We start from the raw sequence: 20,592 nt of genomic DNA, 5'->3' as shown, positions 1-20,592 counted from the left end.
ATGAAGTTTGATTTATTAAAAAAGGACCCGCAGTCTAAAGCCAGAGCGGGAAGCATTACTACTGATCACGGTGTTATTGAAACGCCTATTTTTATGCCTGTTGGTACTGTAGCCTCAGTAAAAGGGGTTCACCAAAGAGAGCTTAAACAAGATATAAATCCAGATATTATCCTGGGAAACACTTACCATTTATACCTGCGTCCACAAACTGAAATCCTTGAGAAAGCGGGTGGTTTGCATAAATTCATGAACTGGGACCGTAATATTTTAACGGATTCTGGTGGCTACCAAGTATATTCGCTGTCTTCTAATCGTAAGATCAAAGAAGAAGGAGTGAAATTTAAGTCTCATATTGATGGCTCATATCATGTTTTTACGCCAGAGAATGTGATGGAGATTCAACGTACGATAGGTGCTGATATAATTATGGCATTTGACGAATGCACACCTTATCCATGTGATTATAATTATGCGAAACGCTCGATGAAAATGACTCACCGATGGTTAGACCGTTGTGTAAATCATTTAGAAAAAGTTCCTGTAAAATACGGTTACGATCAAGCTTTTTTTCCTATTGTTCAAGGTAGTTGTTACAAAGATTTGCGCCAGCAATCAGCGGAATACATTGCTAATTCAAACCAGGTGGGGAATGCCATTGGTGGATTATCTGTAGGGGAACCTGCTGAGGAAATGTATGCGATGACTGAGGTAGTTTGCGAAATTTTACCTGAAGACAAACCGCGTTATTTGATGGGTGTGGGAACGCCTATTAATATTTTGGAAAATATTGCTTTAGGGATTGATATGTTTGACTGTGTGATGCCTACCCGTAACGCTAGAAATGGAATGTTATTTACAGCTAACGGTACTATCAATATTAAGAATAAAAAATGGGAGGCTGATTTTTCGCCAATCGACGAAATGGGGCATACTTTTGTAGATACTGAGTATACTAAAGCATATTTACGTCACCTGTTTGCAGCTAATGAATATCTAGGAAAACAAATTGCTACGATTCATAATCTGGGTTTCTATATGTGGTTGGTTCGCGAGGCTAGAAAACATATCTTAGCTGGTGATTTTAGACCATGGAAAGAGATGATGGTCAAAAATATGAATCAGAGATTATAAAAAATTGGCTAAAGTTTTGTTAGCTGAAAGTTTAAAACTCCTAAAGGGAATTTGAGACTGTTCAAAACCGTAAACTTTTAAACATTGAACCTTAAACTTTTTTAAATGTTAACAATAATAGATAGATACATCTTAAAGCGATACTTAGCCACATTTGCGGCTATGTTGTTGATGTTTATTCCTATTGGGATTATTATTGATGTTTCTGAAAAGATAAATAAAATGATAGAGAACAAGATTCCGTTGATGGAAATTGCAATCTATTATTATCATTTTACTATCTATTTTGCCAACTCTTTATTTCCGATATTTTTATTTTTATCGATTATTTGGTTTACATCAAAGCTGGCTAACAATACAGAAATTATTGCCATATTAAGTTCGGGAATTTCATTTACTCGTTTTTTAAGACCGTACATTATTGGGGCAACCATTATTTCTATTTTCGTATTAATAATGGGATTTTACGTAGTTCCAAAATCTAGTGAAGGCTTCAACTATTTTAGGTACACCTATTTAAAAGGGGGCGGCGGTAAAGAAGCCATGTTGGGAGACAATACAGATGTGTACCGACAAATTAATGATAACGAGTTTATTTATGTTAATAGTTTCAATACCGAGTCTAAAGTGGCGTTTAACTTTGCGTTAGAACGTTTTGAAAAGGAGAAATTAGTTTCTAAAATCACTGCAAGCAGGATTAAATGGAACCCTGCTGACAGTACGTATACCATGTATGATTATACAAAGAGAACGGTAGGTGTTTTAGGAGATAAAATTGAAAAAGTACCAGAGAAAAAGACCAAATTCACTTTTGATCTGGAGGATTTAACTCCTGTGGTTTATATTGCAGAAACGTTAAGTTTGAATAAATTAAATCAATTTATTGCTAAAGAAAAAAAGCGTGGGTCTTCAAATATTAATGTGTATATGGTAGTGTTGTACAAGAAATACAGTGTGCCTATCTCAGCATTTATTCTAACAATTATTGCCGTTTCAGTTTCTTCAATGAAACGAAGAGGAGGAATGGGAATGAATCTAACCATAGGGATAGCCATCGCTTTTGGTTATGTGTTTTTTGATAAAATATTTGGAACTATTGCTGAGAAATCAACTTTCTCCCCTTTTTTAGCTGTATGGTTTCCTAATATTGTATTTGGAATTTTAGCGATCTATTTATTACGCAATGCAAAACGATAAATTAAAAAGTTACCTGAGTCTTCATTTAATAGTTTTTATTTGGGGTTTTACAGCCATTCTTGGCGCTTTAATAACCATTAGTGCCGATGCTATAGTTTGGTATCGCATGTTTTTAGCAGGTATATTTCTAGCCCTATTTCTAGTTTTTAAGAAAAAATCATTTAAAATACCCACGACTGCTTTTCTTAAGTTGGTTTTTGTAGGGCTCTTGATTGCGCTACACTGGATCACTTTTTTCCATGCTATTCATGTTTCTAATGTTTCAATCACACTTTCGGTATTTTCTTTAGGTGCTTTTTTTGCATCGCTATTAGAGCCTCTTTTTTATGGCCGAAAAGTATTGTGGTATGAAGTGCTTTTTGGGCTCGTGATTATCGCAGGACTTGCTATGATTATGAAGGTCGAAGTCAATTATTTAGAAGGCATGTTGTTTGCATTAGTTTCCATCTTACTTGGCGTTTTATTTACGTTGATGAATGGGAAATTGATACATAAACATGATCCATCAGTAATTTCGTTTTACGAATTCATGTCGGGAGTATTTTTTATCACACTTTACTTTCTGTACCAAAACAAATTTACAGCTGACTTTTTTGATCTGAGTTTTAATAACTGGATGCTATTGCTAATTTTAGCGTCAGTTTGTACGGCTTATGCTTTTACAGCATCCGTTAAAGTAATGGAAAAACTGAGTCCGTATACCGTAATGTTGACTACAAATTTAGAGCCTGTTTACGGTATTGTTCTCGCGTATTTTATCATTGGAGGAAAAGAGAAAATGAGTTTTTCATTTTATGTTGGAGCCGTGATCATTATCATAACGGTTATTCTTAACGGTATTATTAAACACAGACAAAAGCCTAAAAGTACAGCGATTGTTGGTCAGCAATAGCTGTTGTTGTACAGTAGGAAAACTTTTGTATATCACCTTAATATTTTTTAAATGAAAAAAATAATTTTCCTAAAACCAATCTTTAATTTCCTTTTTATTGGGCTTCTTATTACAACACTAAGCAGGATTATCCTTTTTTTTATTTTTAAAGATCGCGTGATGCAAACGCCAGATTATTGGATGATTTTCCCCATTGGTTTGCGCATGGATCTGATACTTTTATCTTATATTTCTTTTTTGCCTACCTTACTATTATGTGTCCTTCCCGATGAATATCTGCAGAAAATAAGACGTTTTTTTGCATTCTACTTTATTGCTTTTTTGTTTCTAATGCTTTTTATCGAATTAGCGAGTCATGATTTTATAAAAGAGTATGATACCCGTCCAAATAAATTATTTATTGATTACTTGATTTATCCTAGGGAAGTTATGGGAACCTTAGTGAAAAGCTATTTAGGATCGATGGTTTTTTCATTCTTTTTTCTTGCACTGGCACTCATTTACAGTATTAAAAAAGCAGGGGTTTTATTTTATCCCAAATTCACCATGTACCGTACCAAATTAATGCTGTTTCCTCTAGTTGCCTTTTTATTGTTTTTTGGAGCACGTTCTAGTCTGGTTTCAAAACGACCTATAAATGCTAGTAATGCGATATTTTCAACGGATCAGCTAACCAATAATTTGGGGTTAAATTCTTTGTATACTGTTGGTTTTGCCCTTTATTCTATTAAAAATGAAGGAGATGCGGCTAAGATGTACGGAAAAATGGATGCTAATGAAGCCATTAGCAGAGTTAAAAAATATATGAATGTACCAGAAGCAGATTTCACTAATCCCGATTTGCCGCTGATGCACGTTCAAAAATCAGATAGTACTATTGCTAGGCCTTACAATGTGGTAATTTTTCTTCAAGAAAGTCTAGGTGCTGAATATGTGGGAAGTCTAGGAGGCTTGCCTTTGACTCCTGAGTTTGATAAATTAACTAAAGAAGGGCTATTGTTTACAAATCTTTATGCCACTGGTACAAGAAGTGTACGAGGAATTGAAGCTGTGATTACCGGTTTTTTACCTTCACCTTCAGAGAGTGTGGTAAAATTGAGTAATTCACAAACTGCTTTTTATACGTTGGCTCAAAATTTAAAAGAGAAAGGCTATCAAACTAGTTTTATCTATGGCGGTATGGCAAATTTTGATAATATGGCAGCTTTTTTTAATGGTAATGGTTTTAGTGATATAATTGACGAGTCAGATTATAAAAATGATAAAACAGCATTTAAAGGGACTTGGGGTTATTCAGATGAAGATTTAGCTGTCAAAGCAAATACTTATTTTAAGTCCAAAGGGAATAAGCCTTTTTTCTCGTTGATGTTCTCTACATCTAATCACGAACCTTTTGAGTTTCCTGATGGGCGCATTGAATTATACGACAAACAGAAAAATACTGTTCACAATGCCATGAAATATGCTGATTTCTCTATTGGAAAATTCTTCGAAATGGCAAAAAAAGAATCGTATTTCAAAAACACTATTTTCTTAGTAATAGCAGATCATAATACCAGAACCTATGGGAAAAATTTAGTGCCTATCAATAAATTTCACATCCCGGCATTGCTTATAGGTCCTAATGTGCCAAAAGGTGTGGACTACACTAAATTATGTAGTCAAATAGATATTGCTCCAACTGTTTTAAATTTTATAGGTATGGATGTACAAAACCCGATGCCCGGACGCAATTTAATGAAACTCCCGGCCAATACAACTGGAAGAGCTATTATGCAATTTCATAATAACAATGCCTTTAGAGTAGGGAATCAAGTTGTTATATTACAGCCCAATAAGGAACCAGTGCAATTTGAAATGAAAAACGACACCGTGTTGACTCCAGTGAAAGTCAATAGCGAAATGGCGAAAGATGCCTTAGCTCATGTCACAACGGCATCTTACCTTTATAAAGAACGTAAATACAGGATGAAAGGACAAAAGTAAATAGAGTAGATTAGCGGCTCTTGCCGTTGGCTTTGAGTATATTAGTTGAATTTGTAGGGCAGTAATTTGTTTAGTTTTTGCCAAAACTTGATGAACTTAACATACTTAAATAAAAAATAAAGGGCTGCAAACGATTTAATATTTTATATTTGCAGTTCCAAATAAAAAACAAAAACGCATAAATCATATGGAATATTTAGATTTTGAACTTCCAATAAAAGAACTAGAAGATCAGTTAGATAAATGCCTTGTTATTGGTCAGGAATCAGATGTTGATGTTACAACAACTTGTAAACAAATCAACAAGAAGCTAATAGAAACCAAAAAGCATATTTATAAAAACTTGACTGCATGGCAACGTGTACAGTTGTCAAGACACCCAAACAGACCGTATACATTAGATCATATCAAAGCAATTTGTGGTGATACCTTTCTAGAACTTCATGGAGATAGAGGGTTTAAAGATGATAAAGCGATGATTGGTGGTTTAGGTAAAATAGGCGGTCAGTCTTTTATGATTGTAGGTCAACAAAAGGGCTACAATACAAAGACACGTCAATACAGAAACTTTGGGATGGCAAATCCAGAAGGTTACCGTAAGGCATTGCGTTTAATGAAAATGGCTGAAAAATTTGGTATTCCCGTTTTGACACTTATTGATACTCCAGGTGCTTATCCTGGTCTTGAAGCTGAAGAGCGCGGACAAGGTGAAGCAATTGCTAGGAATATCTTTGAAATGGTTCGTCTTAAAGTGCCTATTATTACCATTATTGTTGGTGAAGGTGCTTCAGGTGGTGCATTGGGAATAGGTGTAGGAGATCGCGTATACATGCTTGAGAATACTTGGTATTCTGTTATTTCACCAGAATCATGTTCTTCTATTTTATGGAAAAGCTGGGAGTACAAGGAACAAGCTGCAGAAGCTCTGAAATTGACTTCTTCTGATATGAAAAAGCAAAAGTTGATTGATGATATTATTCCTGAACCATTAGGTGGTGCTCATTATGATAGAGAAACTACTTTTAAAACAGTAGAAGAATATATATTGAAAGGCTATGCAGAATTGAAAGACTTATCAACAGAAAAATTAATCGCTCAGAGGATGGATAAATACAGTAAAATGGGCGAATATAAAGAGTAAAATCTTACAAACAACATTTAAATCCGAAGCCCTATAGTTTCGGATTTTTTTTTGGTTATAAACAAAAATCAGTTACTTATAAACAATTTTTTGTAATAACTCAAGAAAAATATTTTTTAAAATTATGTTACTTTCGCAGTATGGAGAACTTCAAAAATATAAACCCTGTTAAGGTCGATAAAACAACAATCATAAGTTTAGAAAAAGGAAAATTACCACCACAGGTAATCGAACTAGAAGAAGCTGTTCTGGGAGCAATGATGATTGATAAAAAAGGTGTCGATGATGTAATTGATATTCTTCAACCAGACGCTTTTTACAAAGAAGCGCACAAACATATTTTTGAAGCTATTGTCCAGCTTTTTACTGATACTCAGCCTATTGACTTGTTGACTGTGTCAGCTCAGTTAAAGAAAAACGGTAAGTTAGATATAGCTGGAGGTGATTTTTACTTAATTCAGCTTACGCAAAAAATATCTTCATCTGCACATATTGAATTTCACTCCAGAATCATTCTACAAAAGTTTATTCAACGAAGTTTAATTCGCATCTCATCAGAAATTATAGAAGATTCTTATGATGACTCTGCTGATGTATTTGATCTATTAGACAAAGCAGAATCTAAGCTTTATGAAGTAACCCAAGGGAATATCAAACGTAGTTCAGAAACGGCACAAAGTTTAGTGCTACAAGCTAAAAAACGTATTGAAGAAATTGCAGGACAAGAAGGATTGAGTGGTGTTGCAACCGGATTTGAGAAATTAGATAAATTAACTTCAGGATGGCAGCCTAGTGATTTAATTATTATTGCAGCAAGGCCTGCGATGGGAAAAACAGCTTTTGTATTATCTATGGCTAGAAATATGGCTATCGATTTTGGAATGCCAGTAGCTTTGTTCTCCTTAGAGATGGCATCTGTACAGTTAATTACGCGTTTAATATCATCTGAAACTGGTTTGTCTTCAGAGAAGTTACGTACAGGTAAATTAGAAAAACATGAATGGGAGCAATTAAGTACTAAGGTTAAAAACTTAGAGAAAGCCCCATTATTTATAGATGATACCCCTTCACTTTCCATATTTGATTTACGTGCCAAGGCAAGACGTTTAGTTTCGCAGCACGGTATTCGAATTATCATTGTTGATTATTTGCAATTAATGACTGCAGGAGGAAACGGTAAAGGTGGTGGAAATCGTGAACAAGAAATTTCGACTATTTCCCGAAACTTAAAAGCATTAGCAAAAGAATTGAATGTACCTGTAATTGCATTATCTCAATTGTCGCGTGCGGTAGAAACTCGTGGATCTAGTAAACGACCACTCCTTTCTGATCTTCGTGAATCGGGTGCGATTGAGCAGGATGCGGATATTGTTTCGTTCTTGTATCGTCCTGAATATTATAAAATTGATGAGTGGGATGATGATGAAGCTTCACCAACCGCAGGTCAGGCAGAAATTATGATTGCCAAACACCGTAATGGTGGAATCGAAAATGTTCGTTTGAAATTTATAGGGCATCTAGGAAAGTTTGATAATCTAGAAGATTTTAGTGGTAACTATGATGATTTACCTTCTTCTATGAATGATGATGATAATTCGTATATAACTAAAAACCTTCCATCAGCTCATGAGGCTTTTGGTAGCAATTTAAATGACGATGATGACGACAGTGATATGCCGTTTTAGAATAGTAAAAAAAAGCCTATTGATATAGGCTTTTTTTATGCTTCATTATTTTTAAAAGGAATATTTTATATGTTAAAAAATTTAAAAACAGTACTTTAGCTATCTGTTAGATTTGTTAAATCATTAATTTTTTAAATTACTAAACCAATAGAATGATGGCTAAAGAAAACACATTAGGAAAATTATCAGAAAAAGTAGGAATTGCAATCAATTCAATTCCATTAAAAACGGCTCAGAAGTGGGCAAAACGCTGGACCAAAAAAGAAGGTAAGTACAATAAACATCATGAGCTACATGCTTTTCTGATTCCAAAAGTGGACATGCTTGAAGTACTAGGAGAAGGAGTTGATGCTGCTAGAGCCTACATTGGAGTTGATGATAATAATGTGGAGAAACTGATGATTGTAGGAACTAAATATAATCCGGAGACCGGTATTTATGAAGATATGATTACTCAAGGTATTGGTACTAACAAGTCAGAGCAAGATGAAATTTATGATTTTACCAGACCTTGTCCTACAGACTGCGATCCTTCAAGTCCTTTATTAACATAGTATAAATGAACAGAATATTAGCATTTATTGGATATTTCTTGTTATTACTGAATTTTATCCTTTTTCTTAAGAGTGTTGCCAGTAAAGGGAAAGCCTATAAGACATTTGTTGTTTATTTAGGTGTGATTCTAGTGGTCCAAATTTTAGCAGAAGTGTTCATTCAGCAACGGAAAAATAATTTATTCCTGTCTCACTTTTATTTCATTGGTCAGTTTGTAGTCTTAAGTCTTTTTTATCTTACGCTGCTTAGTAAAGTAAACTTGCAACGAAAAATTGTGAAAGCAGGTTTATTGATTGTTTTGTTAGTACTGGGAGCTCAATATTTTATGGATCCCAGCTTGTTTGCAAAATTCAATTTGTTTGAAATATTTATTACTTCTTTTACTCTTATAATTTATGCAGCCTTTCATTTTTATAATTTATTAAATGAAGAAAAGGAATTTTACTATGTAAATATTGGAGTTTTGATCTACCTCTTTGGAAGTACTGTCTTGTTTCTCGTTGGAAATTTAATGACGACTTTAAGTCCCTCGCTCAATAAAATTCCCTGGATTTTAAACTCATTTTTGTACATCATTTATCAAATTTTCATTCTAGTAGAATGGAAGAAAAGTTTTTACTTAAAGAAGGTTACCTAAATAAAATAGATGTATTACACACTTGTCCATATCGGTGAATTCCTGTTGCTATTAAATTTAATACTCTATCTAAAAGGCTTCTCTAAGCAAGCAAAAGCATATAAAATATTTGCTTTTTATTTAATTCTTGTTGGTGTAATTGAAGTAGTATCAGGGACTTTAAAACAACTACAGCACAACAACCTTTTTTTATCCCATTTTTATTTTATAGGACAATTCATTTTACTGAGTGTTTTTTATCATAGTCTGTTAAAGGATCCTCTGCAAAAAAAATTAGTTAAATATGGTTTTGTGGCGGGTTTACTGGTTATTTCGGTTCAGTATATCTTTGAACCTAGTATTTTTTTTAAATTTAATTTGTTCGAAATATTTGTAACAGCGCTATTGCTGATTGTTTTTGCGATTTTTAGATTGTACAACATGTTGAATGAGAAAAAAGAATTCTTTTATATTAATATGGGACTTCTGATATACTTATTTGGAAGTACAGTCTTGTTTTTTGTTGGCAATTTAACTGCTGATTTAAGTCCGAAATGGAGTTACTTTACTTGGACTTTCAATGCATTTCTAGTCATTGTAAATCACTGTTTTATTTTAATAGAATGGAAAAAGAATTATTCAGGATAAAGACAGTTACAGTGATAGCTCTGCTTATTTTGCTCTTTTATATAGTTGTTTCTCTATTTTCGAACAAAACAGTACTGGATTTGTACTTTAATTATATTGACAATTTCCTTATCCTTCCAAAGCATATTAAGAATCAAACTGTTTAGAACAACATTTTATTAGTTTAGCTATTTATAGGGTTTTGCTCATCAACTCTAATTCATTATTATAATGACTGTTTTTTATTTTCATTTTACCTGTTTTTTTTTGATAAATCTTAAAAAACAGTGTGTACTATTGTGTAATAAAAAGTGCTATTTTTTATGTTAAAAATTTAAAATATAGTACTTTAGCAGTATGCTATTTAGTCACAAACAACTAATCAAATAACTTAAAATAAACGGATTAATGTCAAAAGAAACCACACCCAAAAAAGCAGCAGCAGCAGTTGAAGGATTTATTAATGCCATTTCTTTAAAAAAGGCTCAAAAATGGGCAAAACGTTGGGTAAAAAAAGAAGGTCACTATAATAAGCACCATAAATTAAATGCATTCTTAATTCCTGCAGTTGATTTGAAAGAATTATTAGATGAAGGTGGAACTCACGTAAGAGCATACATTGGTGTTCGAAAAATTAAATCAAAGGAAAAGGGCGGCAAAACGACTTATGAAGAAAAATTAATGTTTGTAGGTACTAAGTATGATGCTGATAGAAACGTATATGTTGATCAAATCAACTATGGTATAAGAACAGCTGATAATAATTCTGTAGACGAGAATGCTGCAGTTGATGGAATATATGATTTTTCTACACCTTGTCCGCCAGCTGGAGATGAAGAAAGCCCTTTAAATTTTGAATAATGTATTATCCATTAGTTAACATTGGCTACATAATATTATTTATTAGTCTGGTATTGTTTATAAAAGGATTTGCGAATAAAGGCAAGGCTTACATTATCTTCACATGGTACTTAGGCTTAGTTTTTAGTGTGCAAATTATTTCAAATATCTTAATGCGTTTACGTATACATAATTTATTTTTGTCACATATTTATTTTATTGGACAGTTCGTCTTACTCAGTTTTTTTTATCAAAATCTCTTAAAAGAAAAGAGACAAAAAAAAATAGTTAACCTTTGTTTGATTATAGGTTTATTAGCGATTGGAATTCAGTATGCGGTTGATCCAATGGTTTTTTATAAATTTAATATGTTCGAAATATTTGTTACATCATTTTTAGTAATTATTTATGCAGTGATGCATTTTTACAATATGTTAAATGATAAAAAAGAATATTATTACATCAACATAGGGATACTTTCTTATTTATCAGGTAGTACCATTTTGTTTTTTGTGGGTAACTTAACAGCAGAATTGAGCCCTAAAATAAGTTTATTAACCTGGACTTTAAATGCTTTCTTGCTTATTGTCTATTACCTCTTGATAGTGTACGACTGGAATAAAAATTTTTCAAAAAAAGCAATTAAATTAAAGAGATGAAAATTAACCCAGTTCATGAAAAGGAAATTGTTTCAATAATTCTATACACCTCAGTATTCTTTATTATTTTAGCTGTGGTCTTGATTGTATTTTTCTATTTTTCTCGAAAAAAAATCATTCAGAAAGAATTAGAGAAAAAAGATTTAGAGATTCAGCATCAACGTGCACAATTGCGTGCGGTGATTATCACTCAGGAAGAAGAACGCAAGCGCATTGCACAAGACCTGCACGATGATATTAGTTCTAAATTAAATATCGTTTCTTTAAATAGTCATTTGTTAAAGACTCCTAATCTATCGGCTATAGAAACAAATGACATAACAAACAATATTATAGAGTTGACAGCAAAAGCTTTGGGAAATACAAGACGAATTGCGCATGACTTACTGCCACCTGTTTTAGATAAATTTGGACTTCATGCCGGTGTAGAAGAATTGTGTGCCGAGTTTAATAGTAGTAAAGCCGTAAATGTCACTTATCAAAATAATATAACATTTAATGAAACGGACAAGGAGAAACACTTGCATGTATTTAGAATTCTCCAAGAATTAATGAACAACTCCGTTCGTCATGGAAAAGCCACTGAGATAAACCTTGTTTTTGATGAAGTGGATGGTCAAAACCGTTGTAAATACACTGACAATGGGTTAGGATTTGATATGGATGATCCCAAAAATCAAAACGGACTTGGGATGAAAAACATTGAGAGTAGAGTAGATTTTTTAAATGGTAGTCTTGCGATTGTTTCTGCAAAAAATCAAGGTATTGACGTACTAATACATTTTTAATTTATGAGTAATACTGTAAAAATAGTTTTAGTTGATGATGAGATTCTTTTTAGAAAAGGAATCTCCTTTTTACTGGATAGAGAAGAGAATATTGATGTTATTCATGAAGCTTCTAATGGAGTTGAACTACTTTCTTTTTTAAATAGCAGTGCGATTCATCCTGATATTATTATTATGGATTTAAAAATGCCATTATTAAACGGCGTAGAAGCCACTAAAGTAATTCATAAAGACTTTCCTAAAATTAAAATTATTGCATTGTCTAGTTATGATTCTAAATCATTTGTAGCAAATATGATCGATGTAGGAGCTGTTTCCTATTTAGTTAAAAATACGACTCCACAAGATTTAATAAAGACCATACGCGAAGTGCACAGCAAGGGATTCTATTATAATGATTATGTAATGAGTATTCTCAAGGAGACAGTATTAGCAAGTTCGAATACAAAGAGTCCGTTAGAATCTAATTTTCTTACAAGTCGCGAGAATGAGGTGTTGCAACTAATCTGTGAGCAAAAAACCACCGCTGAAATTGCCGAAATTTTGTTTCTTAGTCCACGAACAGTGGATGGACACCGTAATAATTTATTAATTAAAACGGGATCTAAAAATATCGCCGGTCTAGTGGTGTACGCTGTTCAAAATAAAATTGTACTTATTTATGACTGAATTGAGTTTGAACTAACTATTCATGTAGCTAATTGCTAAAATAAAATAGATAATAATAGACATAACTAATAAACACAGCCCGCTCTTTTTCAGGACTTTTAAAATTTTTGGCTGGTAGTTATTTTTAAAGATATTCATTTTGTACTAATTGGTTTGAAATACAGTATCAAAGTTATTTAATTTGAAGAAGATATAAATGAGTATAAATACCTGAATTTGATCTAAAATGTTTCAGATAACTGTATTTAATAATTAGTTTCGTGAAAATGGAAGCTTAGCGCTTTTAATGATTTACCTTTATATCCTTGACTTAAAACAATTTTGCAATGGCAGTAAAAAAGCTACTACTTCTTCTTTTTTTATTTTCATCACTCTTTTCAAAAGCCTCATCCTTGTTGTTACCAATGGATGAAAACACTCAAAAAAACCATTTAAAAGCATATGGTATTACTTTTTGGTCTCTACAAAAAAGTTATAAGGCCAGCTGGCTATTGAATTATCGCGGTGGCTCATTTTTACTTCCTGATGCCGAAGAAATAAGAAAGGAATGCCAAATAAGAGGAGTTAGTTTTGAGATACTCTCTGATAATGAAACAAATCAAATTTTGTTAGAGATATCTAGTCCTTCCCAAAATATGGAAACTGTAATTCTAGAACGGGTTCCAAAGATTGCTGTCTATACGCCGAAAGGCAAACAACCTTGGGATGATGCTGTAACTTTAGTATTGACTTACGCCGAAATTCCTTTTACGCCTATTTATGACGAAGAAGTACTGAATGACCAACTCATCTTATACGATTGGTTGCACTTGCATCATGAAGATTTCACAGGACAATACGGGAAATTCTTTGGAGCTTATAGGAATGTGCCTTGGTATATCGAACAAAAGAAAGAGGCAGAGGCACTGGCTGCTAAACTAGGTTTTAAAAAAGTAGCTGACGAAAAAGGGGCTGTAGCCAAAAAAATCAGGGACTTTGTCATTGGTGGTGGATTCATGTTTGCCATGTGTTCTGCTACAGAAAGTTTTGATATTGCATTAGCTGCAGATGGGGTGGATATTTGCGAAGCGATGTTTGATGGAGATGATAGTGATGCCAATTACCAGTCCAAGATAAACTATTCTAATTCATTCGCTTTTAAAGACTTCATATTAGAAAGAAAGCCCGAAAAATATGAGTTTTCAGATATTGATATGACAGAGGTACGAAGAATACCAATGGAAAAAGATTATTTCACTTTGATGCAATATTCGGCTAAGTGGGACCCCATTCCTAGTATGCTTTGCCAAAACCATACTCAGTTAGTGAAAGGTTTTATGGGACAAACGACCTCGTATAATGCTTCATTGATAAAGTCAAATGTGCTGATTATGGGCAGCTGTGAGCTCAATGGTGAAGCTCGCTACATCCATGGTGAAAAAGGGAAAGGCATGTTTACTTTTTACGGGGGTCATGATCCAGAAGATTTCCAGCACAGAGTAGGAGATGCACCCACAGTTTTAGATTTATATACAAATTCACCTGGGTACCGATTAATTTTAAACAATGTACTGTTTCCAGCAGCGCGTAAGAAAAAACAAAAAACCTAAAAAGGATTAAAAAGCAACATAATGAACTATCCTCAAATACTACAAGAAATAGCAATAGAACTCAATGATTATACTACGATAGGCCAGGTAACAACAACAATCCCAGAGTTAGCTAAAGTTGATCCAACTAAATTTGGTATTCACCTGACGACGATCGAAGGCGAGGATTATGGAGTGGGTGACAGTACAGAAAAGTTTTCCATTCAAAGTATTTCTAAGGCACTTACCGTCGCACTCGCTTTTTCATTTTTGGGTGAGAAATTATGGAAACGTGTAGGAGTAGAACCTTCGGGAACTGCTTTTAACTCTTTGATTCAGCTAGAATATGAGAAAGGAATACCTAGAAACCCTTTTATCAATTCTGGAGCCATAGTAATTGCAGACATATTAGTTTCTTGTTTAAAAAACCCAAAAGAAGACTTTTTGAATTACATTCAGTTAATTTCAGGAAGTAACTCCGTGAAGCATAACTTAGCTGTCGCCGAATCTGAAAAAGAGTTTCGCTTTAGGAATGCGGCATTAGCTAATTTTTTGAAATCTTTTGGGAACATTGATAATGATGTAGATGAAGTGCTGGATTTTTACTTTCATCAATGTGCTATTGAAATGAGTTGTGAAGAACTAGCACATGCTTTTTTCTTTTTTGCTAACGAAGGAAAAACAAGAGATGGAAAGCAAATAGTGTCCAGTAGTCAAGTCAAAAGGTTAAATGCCTTAATGCAAAGCTGCGGTTTTTATGATGAATCTGGAGAGTTTACATACAAGGTGGGCTTACCAGGAAAAAGTGGCATAGGAGGAGGGATAGCTGCCTTGCTTCCTAAAAATTTTGTGGTGGCCACTTGGTCACCTAAATTAAATAAAAAAGGAAATTCTGAGCTAGGTATGCATGCATTGGAATTGTTAACTACTAAAACCGGTATGTCTATATTTTAAGAGATATAACTATAAAAAGAGAAAGCCTATCACATTATGATAGGCTTTCTCTTTTTAGCTGCTTTTCAACACATCAGAAATGGAAGAAAAGTAATATATTGCCCTAGGGCAATTAATAAAAGTAAGGAAATCTTCTTCATCTATAATAGGATGTAAGTAACTATGCTTTTGTAAACATAAAAACTTACAAGGAGTCCTAATAGGCAATTTATAAAGCAGATTTGTTACAGTTAATAAGAATTTAATAATTTTGTTTTATAAGAAATGTAAATGTAGAAAGCTTTAGCAAGATCTAATTTTACAATCAAAAATCTCCTGTCTGATGTTATTTATAGTCGCTATTTCTTCCTGTAGTAAATCTGGTTTAACCTTTCTTTTTAAAAACGTACCATTTTTTAACTTGATAGTGAGTTCATAGCTCTTATATAAATCAACTCTAACAAAAAGTGTGATTATAATTATTAAGGGCAATACTAAAACTAAATCATGAGGAAGGTTGTTCAAGGAAAGTCTAACAATTAGTAAAAGCAAAGCAATAGCGCCTAATTCTTGAATTGTTGACGCCTTGTTTACTTTAATAAATATATTTTCTAAGTCAGAATATTTGTATTCCCTTATTTCATTGGTTTTGCAGCGAAGAAGTAGTTTTTCTTTTTTAAGAATGATCTCTTTAAACTGATTTTTTGATGTCATAGGTGATTTCGTTTATAATGATGATTTTTTTTAATTTTCACTTAGTACTATTTTTTTTCTTCTTTCCACATTTTATATACTAAAAACAAAATGCTAAACGCAGACAAACTCATTACGCCAACTTGAATGAATACCACCAAGTCTTGATGTAATAAATAGAGAATTCTGTACATGAGATTTAAATTTCGAACAAAATTAAGCAAGACTAAGTTATTTTCTTTGCGGTTTCCCGTACTTAAGGACTAGTTTTAAACTATTTTGAAAGAACGCAGCGAGGACCTGTTCAAGATTGGAGTTGTAACCCTTTTTTACCCTAAAAAAGAAGATAATTAATTTAAATAAAATTCGAACCAAATAGGGATGTGATCAGATATCTTTCTAGCTTCTTTAAGTGAGTTGAAACTTTTGTAAAAAGGAATAATACCTTGATTACTATTTTTTAGCAGGCTGGTTTGAAAAAATATATTATCAAACTCAGAAGCGAGGCAATTGTTATTCTTACACTGATGTTTCAAAGATGTTTTTTGATTGACAAAAAGAGCAGCATAACCCATTTTCTTTAGCGGATTAAATACAGTATGCGACTGTGGACAATTAAAATCACCTACAAATAGTAAATGTAGATTGGGGTATTCATTAGGCAAAAACTTAAAATATTTAATCTCTGTTTCGGGTTGTCTCTTTTTAGTGATGGCATGAAAGTTAACAACAGTAAATTGTTTGCTTTCATATTCAAAAGTACATAAGTATGGTTCTCGGTCTATGTTTAGATGGTATTGTTTCTCCAGCCATGCATCTCCAATCTTCTTTATTTTTGGTGTCTTCCAGAGAAAAGCGTAACGTTCAGTTTTATAAGCACTGCTAGAGGTAGGATTACTTACTGTAAAGTCCCATTTTGCACCGGTACGATTAAGTTCATCTGCTAATTTTGCTACAGCTTGAACACCTCCATAACCAGCAACTACTTCTTGTAATGCGATAATGTCATAGCCTTGAATGGTTTTTGCAATATATTGGATTTCGCTATCAGATTTTGAACGTCCAAAATTTTCTATGTTCCAAGATAAAAGTGTGGTCTGCGAAAAGAGTATGCTGTAAAAGAAGAAAAAAAAGAAGCTAAAAATAATTTTCATTTATTGGAATAAGAGAGAGAATACAACTTAATTAATTTTATACCGAAATAATGGATCTTGAACAAATAAGCACTACAATGTTTCCTTATTTCGCTTTTGATATGATTGTTAGATGGTACTTAAAACCTTCGTCATTTGTTGCTACAATTCTTTTCTTGGAATGCATAGTTTCAATAACAATTTCTGTGAGTTTTCCATCATTTTGAGTAAGAATGCCTAAGCCATTGTTGCCTTCTATATTGATAGAACCATTAACTTTTCTTCCATCTTCATCAAAACCTTCAACTATATAATCGAAGCTGTTTTCCAGAATGGTTTCGTCTTTACTCTTAAAATCAAGGACGCTATGGTGATCTCTATTTTTATCTTGTTGGCAACTAGTCAATCCTAATAGTAAGAAAGTGAAGATAATTTTTCTTAGTATAGCTGGCATTTTCATTCTTTTTTTACCAAAAGTACAATCATCTTATTGATCTATTTTACGGAAAACCGTAGTCAGGGCATATTATTGTAATAAAATACTTAGATAAATAGTGATATTCGATAAAGCTCAAACAAATAAAAAAACAGTTAAAAGTCTGTACTCTTAACTGTTTTGATTTATAATGGTCTTTATTAAAATTATATTTTAACCGGTTTTTCTGCAGTAAAGATAAAATAAGCTCCAATTAAAATAAAAGGAATACTTAACCATTGCCCCGTAGAAAGTAGTCCTAATGCGCTTTCAAATCCACCTTGACTTTCTTTTACAAACTCTACTACAATACGTACTGAGAATAATAATACTAAAAATAAACCAAATAAAAATCCTGATTTAAGTCTCGCTTCTGTTTTCCAATATAAGAAATACAAAATAGCAAATACAAAGACATAGCAAAATGCTTCATACAATTGCGCAGGATGCTTAACGGGAACTTGCTCTAATAGACCTGCAAATTTGGGGTCACTAACAATGGCGTTGTAAGCGTCATTTGGATTAGCTATTTGAGTTGCATTAACAGCATCTCTAGGGCTAAATTGGTCACGTACAAATCGAATTCCAAAAGCAGAATCAGTTTCTTTACCAATGATTTCAGAGTTGAAGAAATTACCTAATCTAACAAAAATAGCTCCGCTTGCCACTGGTATTACCACTCTATCTAAAATCCACAATAAAGGTCTGTTTAGCACTTTTTTGCTAAAATAATACATTGCAATAATTATTGATATTGCTGCACCATGACTTGCTAATCCTTGAAAACCAGTGAATTCAAATTTTGGGCTAAATCTAAATGGTAAAAATATTTCCAGCAAATGATTTCTAAAATATTCCCAATCATAAAAAAGAACATGTCCTAAACGTGCGCCTATTAAAGTTGCTAAAACCGTCCAGATGAATAGTGAATCTAATTTTTCTATAGATTCGTTTTCACGTTCAAAGATGTTTTTCATTATATACCATCCTAGTCCAAACGCTATTACAAACATCAAGCTGTAAAAACGAATAACAAAAAAACCAAGATCTATTCCTTCAGATGGATTCCAAACTATATTTAAAGCGTGTGTCATTATTATTTATTTTATGTAAAAATACATTTTTTGTTAAGAATTGCAGTGTGAAATTTAAGTTAAACCTTTCATAGCTTTCTTTTTCTCCACGATGCATTTTTTTAATTAGCAGTATATCAGTGATTGCATTTCTTTTTAGGAACTGGATCGTAGCCCGTCCTTCCCCATGGGTTACAACTCACAATCCTTTTTATCCCCAAGAAACCACCATAAAATAAGCCATGAACTTTTAATGCTTCTATCATATAGGAAGAGCAAGTAGGTTCAAATCGGCAAGATGCTGGAGTTAATGGCGATATTACAAGTTGGTAAATACGCACTAACAGTAAAAAAGGGAATATGAGTATTTTATTCAGCATTATATGTTTTTAGATTCTTCTGTAGCAATTTTAAATACTAAAAGTGGTACCCTCTTTACCGTCTTTCAACTGGATTCCTATGGCTATTAATTGGTCTCTTATTTGATCAGACAACGCGAAATTTTTATCGGCTCTGGCTTGATTTCTCATGGCAATAAGCATGTTAACGGTACCTTCCAGTTTATCTGAGCTAGTATCTGTAACTTTTTCATCTTCTAACCCTAAAACATCAAAAACAAAAGCATGCATGGCTGCAGCAAATAGTTCCAGATCAGCAGCGGTTAAACTTTCTTTATTGTCAAGCAGAAGATTGATATAACGCACCCCTTCAAACAAGTGTGCAATAAGAATAGGCGAATTAAAATCGTCATTCATAGCATCATAACAAGTCTGTTTCCAAGTAGCAATATCTAAGGTGCTTTTTGAACCAGCTTTAATGTTTGCTAGTCCATCCATAGCTTCCATCAGTCTTTTGTAACCTTTTTCGGCAGCCACAATAGCGTCATCAGAGAAATCAAGTATACTTCTATAATGAGCCTGTAACATAAAGAATCGAGCAACTGATGCTGAAAATGCTTTACTTAAGATAGAATTTTCACCCGTAAGAATCTCTCTAGGTAAAATATTATTACCAGTAGACTTAGCCATTTTTTTACCGTTTAAAGTAAGCATATTGGCATGCATCCAGTAATTTACTGGAGTTTGACCCGTGCAAGCTTCATTTTGTGCAATTTCGCACTCATGATGAGGGAATTTTAAATCCATACCTCCACCGTGAATATCAAAATGATTACCAAGATACTTGGTACTCATGGCAGTACATTCTAGATGCCATCCTGGGAATCCGTCACTCCATGGCGATGGCCAACGCATAATGTGTTGAGGCTCTGCTTTTTTCCAAAGAGCAAAATCTTGAGGATTTCTTTTATCGGTTTGACCATCTAGATCACGTGTATTGGCCAACATATCTTCGATATTTCGCCCGCTTAATCGTCCGTAATGATTGGTTTCATTGAACTTTACTACATCAAAGTAAACAGATCCATTGGCTTCATAGCCTATCCCTGAATCAATTATTTTTTTAATAATCTCTATTTGCTCAATAATATGACCGGTAGCTGTAGGTTCAATACTTGGTGGTAAAAAATTAAAAGCTTTAAGGATATCATGAAAGTCAACAGTGTATCGTTGTACTACTTCCATAGGTTCCAATTGCTCTAAACGTGCCTTCTTTGCAATTTTATCTTCTCCTTCATCTACATCATCCACAATGTGACCCACATCAGTAATATTACGTACATAACGTACCTTGTATTCTAAATGTAATAAATATCTAAAAATCACATCAAAAGACATGAAAGTGCGTACATTTCCTAAGTGTACATTACTATAAACCGTTGGGCCGCACACATACATTCCAATGTTTCCTTCGTTAATAGGTACAAATGTTTCTTTTTCTCCCGAAAGAGAATTGTATATTTTTAGGGTTTGACTTGTATATAAAGGCATGTTTCTATTTTAGAAGCTCATCCTGCTTTTTGCTGCAATCTT

21 protein-coding genes are annotated in these 20,592 nt (G+C 33.2%); 15 read left to right on the top strand and 6 right to left on the bottom strand.

All coding sequences use genetic code 11. From position 1 onward, the window contains the following. The 15 genes from tgt (at position 1) to ACEN2K_RS05620 (ending at position 15,308) form a co-directional block, all read left to right on the top strand. Positions 1-1,131, top strand: coding sequence for a tRNA guanosine(34) transglycosylase Tgt (tgt, locus tag ACEN2K_RS05690; protein ID WP_441758360.1), 1,131 nt, complete (start codon positions 1-3; stop codon positions 1,129-1,131). Positions 1,132-1,236: 105 nt separating this feature from the next. After that, positions 1,237-2,328, top strand: coding sequence for an LptF/LptG family permease (locus ACEN2K_RS05685; protein WP_441758359.1), 1,092 nt, complete (start codon positions 1,237-1,239; stop codon positions 2,326-2,328). Continuing rightward, positions 2,315-3,220, top strand: coding sequence for a DMT family transporter (locus ACEN2K_RS05680; RefSeq protein WP_441758358.1), 906 nt, complete (start codon positions 2,315-2,317; stop codon positions 3,218-3,220). The genes ACEN2K_RS05685 and ACEN2K_RS05680 overlap by 14 nt, the downstream gene beginning before the upstream one ends. A 159-nt stretch (positions 3,221-3,379) precedes the next feature. Beyond that, positions 3,380-5,206 (top strand): LTA synthase family protein, encoded by a 1,827-nt coding sequence (locus ACEN2K_RS05675; protein ID WP_441758357.1) that lies wholly within the window; start codon positions 3,380-3,382, stop codon positions 5,204-5,206. 187 nt (positions 5,207-5,393) lie between these two features. Further along, positions 5,394-6,347, top strand: coding sequence for an acetyl-CoA carboxylase carboxyltransferase subunit alpha (locus tag ACEN2K_RS05670; RefSeq protein WP_441758356.1), 954 nt, complete (start codon positions 5,394-5,396; stop codon positions 6,345-6,347). Between the two features lie 140 nt (positions 6,348-6,487). Then, positions 6,488-8,032: a replicative DNA helicase gene (dnaB, locus tag ACEN2K_RS05665; protein ID WP_441758355.1), complete on the top strand. Its 1,545-nt coding sequence runs from the start codon at positions 6,488-6,490 to the stop codon at positions 8,030-8,032. Between the two features lie 155 nt (positions 8,033-8,187). Next, positions 8,188-8,586 carry a hypothetical protein gene (locus ACEN2K_RS05660; protein ID WP_441758354.1) on the top strand — a complete coding sequence of 133 codons (399 nt, stop codon included), beginning with the start codon at positions 8,188-8,190 and terminating at the stop codon, positions 8,584-8,586. 5 nt (positions 8,587-8,591) lie between these two features. Further along, a complete protein-coding gene (locus ACEN2K_RS05655; RefSeq protein ID WP_441758353.1) occupies positions 8,592-9,224 on the top strand; it encodes a hypothetical protein in 633 nt (210 codons plus the stop codon). 9 nt (positions 9,225-9,233) lie between these two features. Further along, positions 9,234-9,851 (top strand): hypothetical protein, encoded by a 618-nt coding sequence (locus tag ACEN2K_RS05650; RefSeq protein ID WP_441758352.1) that lies wholly within the window; start codon positions 9,234-9,236, stop codon positions 9,849-9,851. Between the two features lie 387 nt (positions 9,852-10,238). Beyond that, positions 10,239-10,691, top strand: a complete 453-nt coding sequence (locus ACEN2K_RS05645; RefSeq protein ID WP_441758351.1) for a hypothetical protein — start codon at positions 10,239-10,241, stop codon at positions 10,689-10,691. Between the two features lie 347 nt (positions 10,692-11,038). Then, on the top strand, positions 11,039-11,329 hold the full coding sequence (locus tag ACEN2K_RS05640; protein ID WP_441758350.1) for a hypothetical protein: 291 nt from the start codon (positions 11,039-11,041) through the stop codon (positions 11,327-11,329). Beyond that, a complete protein-coding gene (locus ACEN2K_RS05635; protein WP_441758349.1) occupies positions 11,326-12,117 on the top strand; it encodes a sensor histidine kinase in 792 nt (263 codons plus the stop codon). The genes ACEN2K_RS05640 and ACEN2K_RS05635 overlap by 4 nt, the downstream gene beginning before the upstream one ends. A 3-nt stretch (positions 12,118-12,120) precedes the next feature. Further along, positions 12,121-12,786 carry a response regulator gene (locus ACEN2K_RS05630; RefSeq protein WP_441758348.1) on the top strand — a complete coding sequence of 222 codons (666 nt, stop codon included), beginning with the start codon at positions 12,121-12,123 and terminating at the stop codon, positions 12,784-12,786. Between the two features lie 326 nt (positions 12,787-13,112). Continuing rightward, complete coding sequence (locus ACEN2K_RS05625; protein ID WP_441758347.1) at positions 13,113-14,375, top strand: asparagine synthetase B; 1,263 nt, start codon at positions 13,113-13,115, stop codon at positions 14,373-14,375. 21 nt (positions 14,376-14,396) lie between these two features. Further along, a complete protein-coding gene (locus ACEN2K_RS05620) occupies positions 14,397-15,308 on the top strand; it encodes a glutaminase (RefSeq protein ID WP_441758346.1) in 912 nt (303 codons plus the stop codon). Between the two features lie 282 nt (positions 15,309-15,590). Here the strand turns inward: ACEN2K_RS05620 and ACEN2K_RS05615 are convergent, their stop codons facing one another. The 6 genes from ACEN2K_RS05615 to cysS form a co-directional block, all read right to left on the bottom strand. Further along, entirely contained in the window at positions 15,591-16,001 is a 411-nt protein-coding gene (locus tag ACEN2K_RS05615; protein WP_441758345.1) for a hypothetical protein, read from the bottom strand. 329 nt (positions 16,002-16,330) lie between these two features. After that, on the bottom strand, positions 16,331-17,134 hold the full coding sequence (locus tag ACEN2K_RS05610) for an endonuclease/exonuclease/phosphatase family protein (RefSeq protein ID WP_441758344.1): 804 nt from the start codon (positions 17,132-17,134) through the stop codon (positions 16,331-16,333). An 85-nt stretch (positions 17,135-17,219) separates the two neighbouring features. Further along, positions 17,220-17,567 (bottom strand): hypothetical protein, encoded by a 348-nt coding sequence (locus ACEN2K_RS05605; protein WP_441758343.1) that lies wholly within the window; start codon positions 17,565-17,567, stop codon positions 17,220-17,222. 188 nt (positions 17,568-17,755) lie between these two features. Continuing rightward, the gene (gene lgt / locus ACEN2K_RS05600; RefSeq protein ID WP_441758342.1) at positions 17,756-18,682 is read right to left on the bottom strand and encodes a prolipoprotein diacylglyceryl transferase; all 927 of its coding nucleotides are present in this window, start codon (positions 18,680-18,682) and stop codon (positions 17,756-17,758) included. Positions 18,683-18,798: 116 nt separating this feature from the next. Further along, positions 18,799-19,041, bottom strand: coding sequence for a membrane protein insertion efficiency factor YidD (gene yidD, locus ACEN2K_RS05595; protein WP_441758341.1), 243 nt, complete (start codon positions 19,039-19,041; stop codon positions 18,799-18,801). A gap of 30 nt (positions 19,042-19,071) precedes the next feature. Continuing rightward, positions 19,072-20,550 (bottom strand): cysteine--tRNA ligase, encoded by a 1,479-nt coding sequence (gene cysS / locus ACEN2K_RS05590; protein ID WP_441758340.1) that lies wholly within the window; start codon positions 20,548-20,550, stop codon positions 19,072-19,074. Positions 20,551-20,592 lie beyond the last annotated feature (42 nt).

Origin of the sequence: Flavobacterium sp. W21_SRS_FM3, from assembly GCF_052113625.1 — a bacterium.
In the GTDB taxonomy this organism is placed as follows: Bacteria; Bacteroidota; Bacteroidia; order Flavobacteriales; family Flavobacteriaceae; genus Flavobacterium.
This window is presented reverse-complemented; position numbering and strand designations above follow the sequence as displayed.

What these genes read in the sequence shown, in the direction of transcription:
- tgt (WP_441758360.1), top strand. Translation starts at nt 1, where the DNA reads ATGAAGTTTGATTTATTAAAAAAGGACCCGCAGTCTAAAGCCAGAGCG.
- ACEN2K_RS05630 (WP_441758348.1), top strand. Translation starts at nt 12,121, where the DNA reads ATGAGTAATACTGTAAAAATAGTTTTAGTTGATGATGAGATTCTTTTT.
- yidD (WP_441758341.1), bottom strand. Translation starts at nt 19,041, where the DNA reads ATGCTGAATAAAATACTCATATTCCCTTTTTTACTGTTAGTGCGTATT.
- ACEN2K_RS05675 (WP_441758357.1), top strand. Translation starts at nt 3,380, where the DNA reads ATGCAAACGCCAGATTATTGGATGATTTTCCCCATTGGTTTGCGCATG.
- ACEN2K_RS05640 (WP_441758350.1), top strand. Translation starts at nt 11,039, where the DNA reads ATGTTCGAAATATTTGTTACATCATTTTTAGTAATTATTTATGCAGTG.
- ACEN2K_RS05635 (WP_441758349.1), top strand. Translation starts at nt 11,326, where the DNA reads ATGAAAATTAACCCAGTTCATGAAAAGGAAATTGTTTCAATAATTCTA.
- ACEN2K_RS05680 (WP_441758358.1), top strand. Translation starts at nt 2,315, where the DNA reads ATGCAAAACGATAAATTAAAAAGTTACCTGAGTCTTCATTTAATAGTT.
- ACEN2K_RS05605 (WP_441758343.1), bottom strand. Translation starts at nt 17,567, where the DNA reads ATGCCAGCTATACTAAGAAAAATTATCTTCACTTTCTTACTATTAGGA.
- ACEN2K_RS05610 (WP_441758344.1), bottom strand. Translation starts at nt 17,134, where the DNA reads ATGAAAATTATTTTTAGCTTCTTTTTTTTCTTCTTTTACAGCATACTC.
- lgt (WP_441758342.1), bottom strand. Translation starts at nt 18,682, where the DNA reads ATGACACACGCTTTAAATATAGTTTGGAATCCATCTGAAGGAATAGAT.
- ACEN2K_RS05625 (WP_441758347.1), top strand. Translation starts at nt 13,113, where the DNA reads ATGGCAGTAAAAAAGCTACTACTTCTTCTTTTTTTATTTTCATCACTC.
- ACEN2K_RS05660 (WP_441758354.1), top strand. Translation starts at nt 8,188, where the DNA reads ATGGCTAAAGAAAACACATTAGGAAAATTATCAGAAAAAGTAGGAATT.
- ACEN2K_RS05620 (WP_441758346.1), top strand. Translation starts at nt 14,397, where the DNA reads ATGAACTATCCTCAAATACTACAAGAAATAGCAATAGAACTCAATGAT.
- cysS (WP_441758340.1), bottom strand. Translation starts at nt 20,550, where the DNA reads ATGCCTTTATATACAAGTCAAACCCTAAAAATATACAATTCTCTTTCG.
- ACEN2K_RS05670 (WP_441758356.1), top strand. Translation starts at nt 5,394, where the DNA reads ATGGAATATTTAGATTTTGAACTTCCAATAAAAGAACTAGAAGATCAG.
- ACEN2K_RS05615 (WP_441758345.1), bottom strand. Translation starts at nt 16,001, where the DNA reads ATGACATCAAAAAATCAGTTTAAAGAGATCATTCTTAAAAAAGAAAAA.
- ACEN2K_RS05650 (WP_441758352.1), top strand. Translation starts at nt 9,234, where the DNA reads ATGTATTACACACTTGTCCATATCGGTGAATTCCTGTTGCTATTAAAT.
- dnaB (WP_441758355.1), top strand. Translation starts at nt 6,488, where the DNA reads ATGGAGAACTTCAAAAATATAAACCCTGTTAAGGTCGATAAAACAACA.
- ACEN2K_RS05655 (WP_441758353.1), top strand. Translation starts at nt 8,592, where the DNA reads ATGAACAGAATATTAGCATTTATTGGATATTTCTTGTTATTACTGAAT.
- ACEN2K_RS05685 (WP_441758359.1), top strand. Translation starts at nt 1,237, where the DNA reads ATGTTAACAATAATAGATAGATACATCTTAAAGCGATACTTAGCCACA.
- ACEN2K_RS05645 (WP_441758351.1), top strand. Translation starts at nt 10,239, where the DNA reads ATGTCAAAAGAAACCACACCCAAAAAAGCAGCAGCAGCAGTTGAAGGA.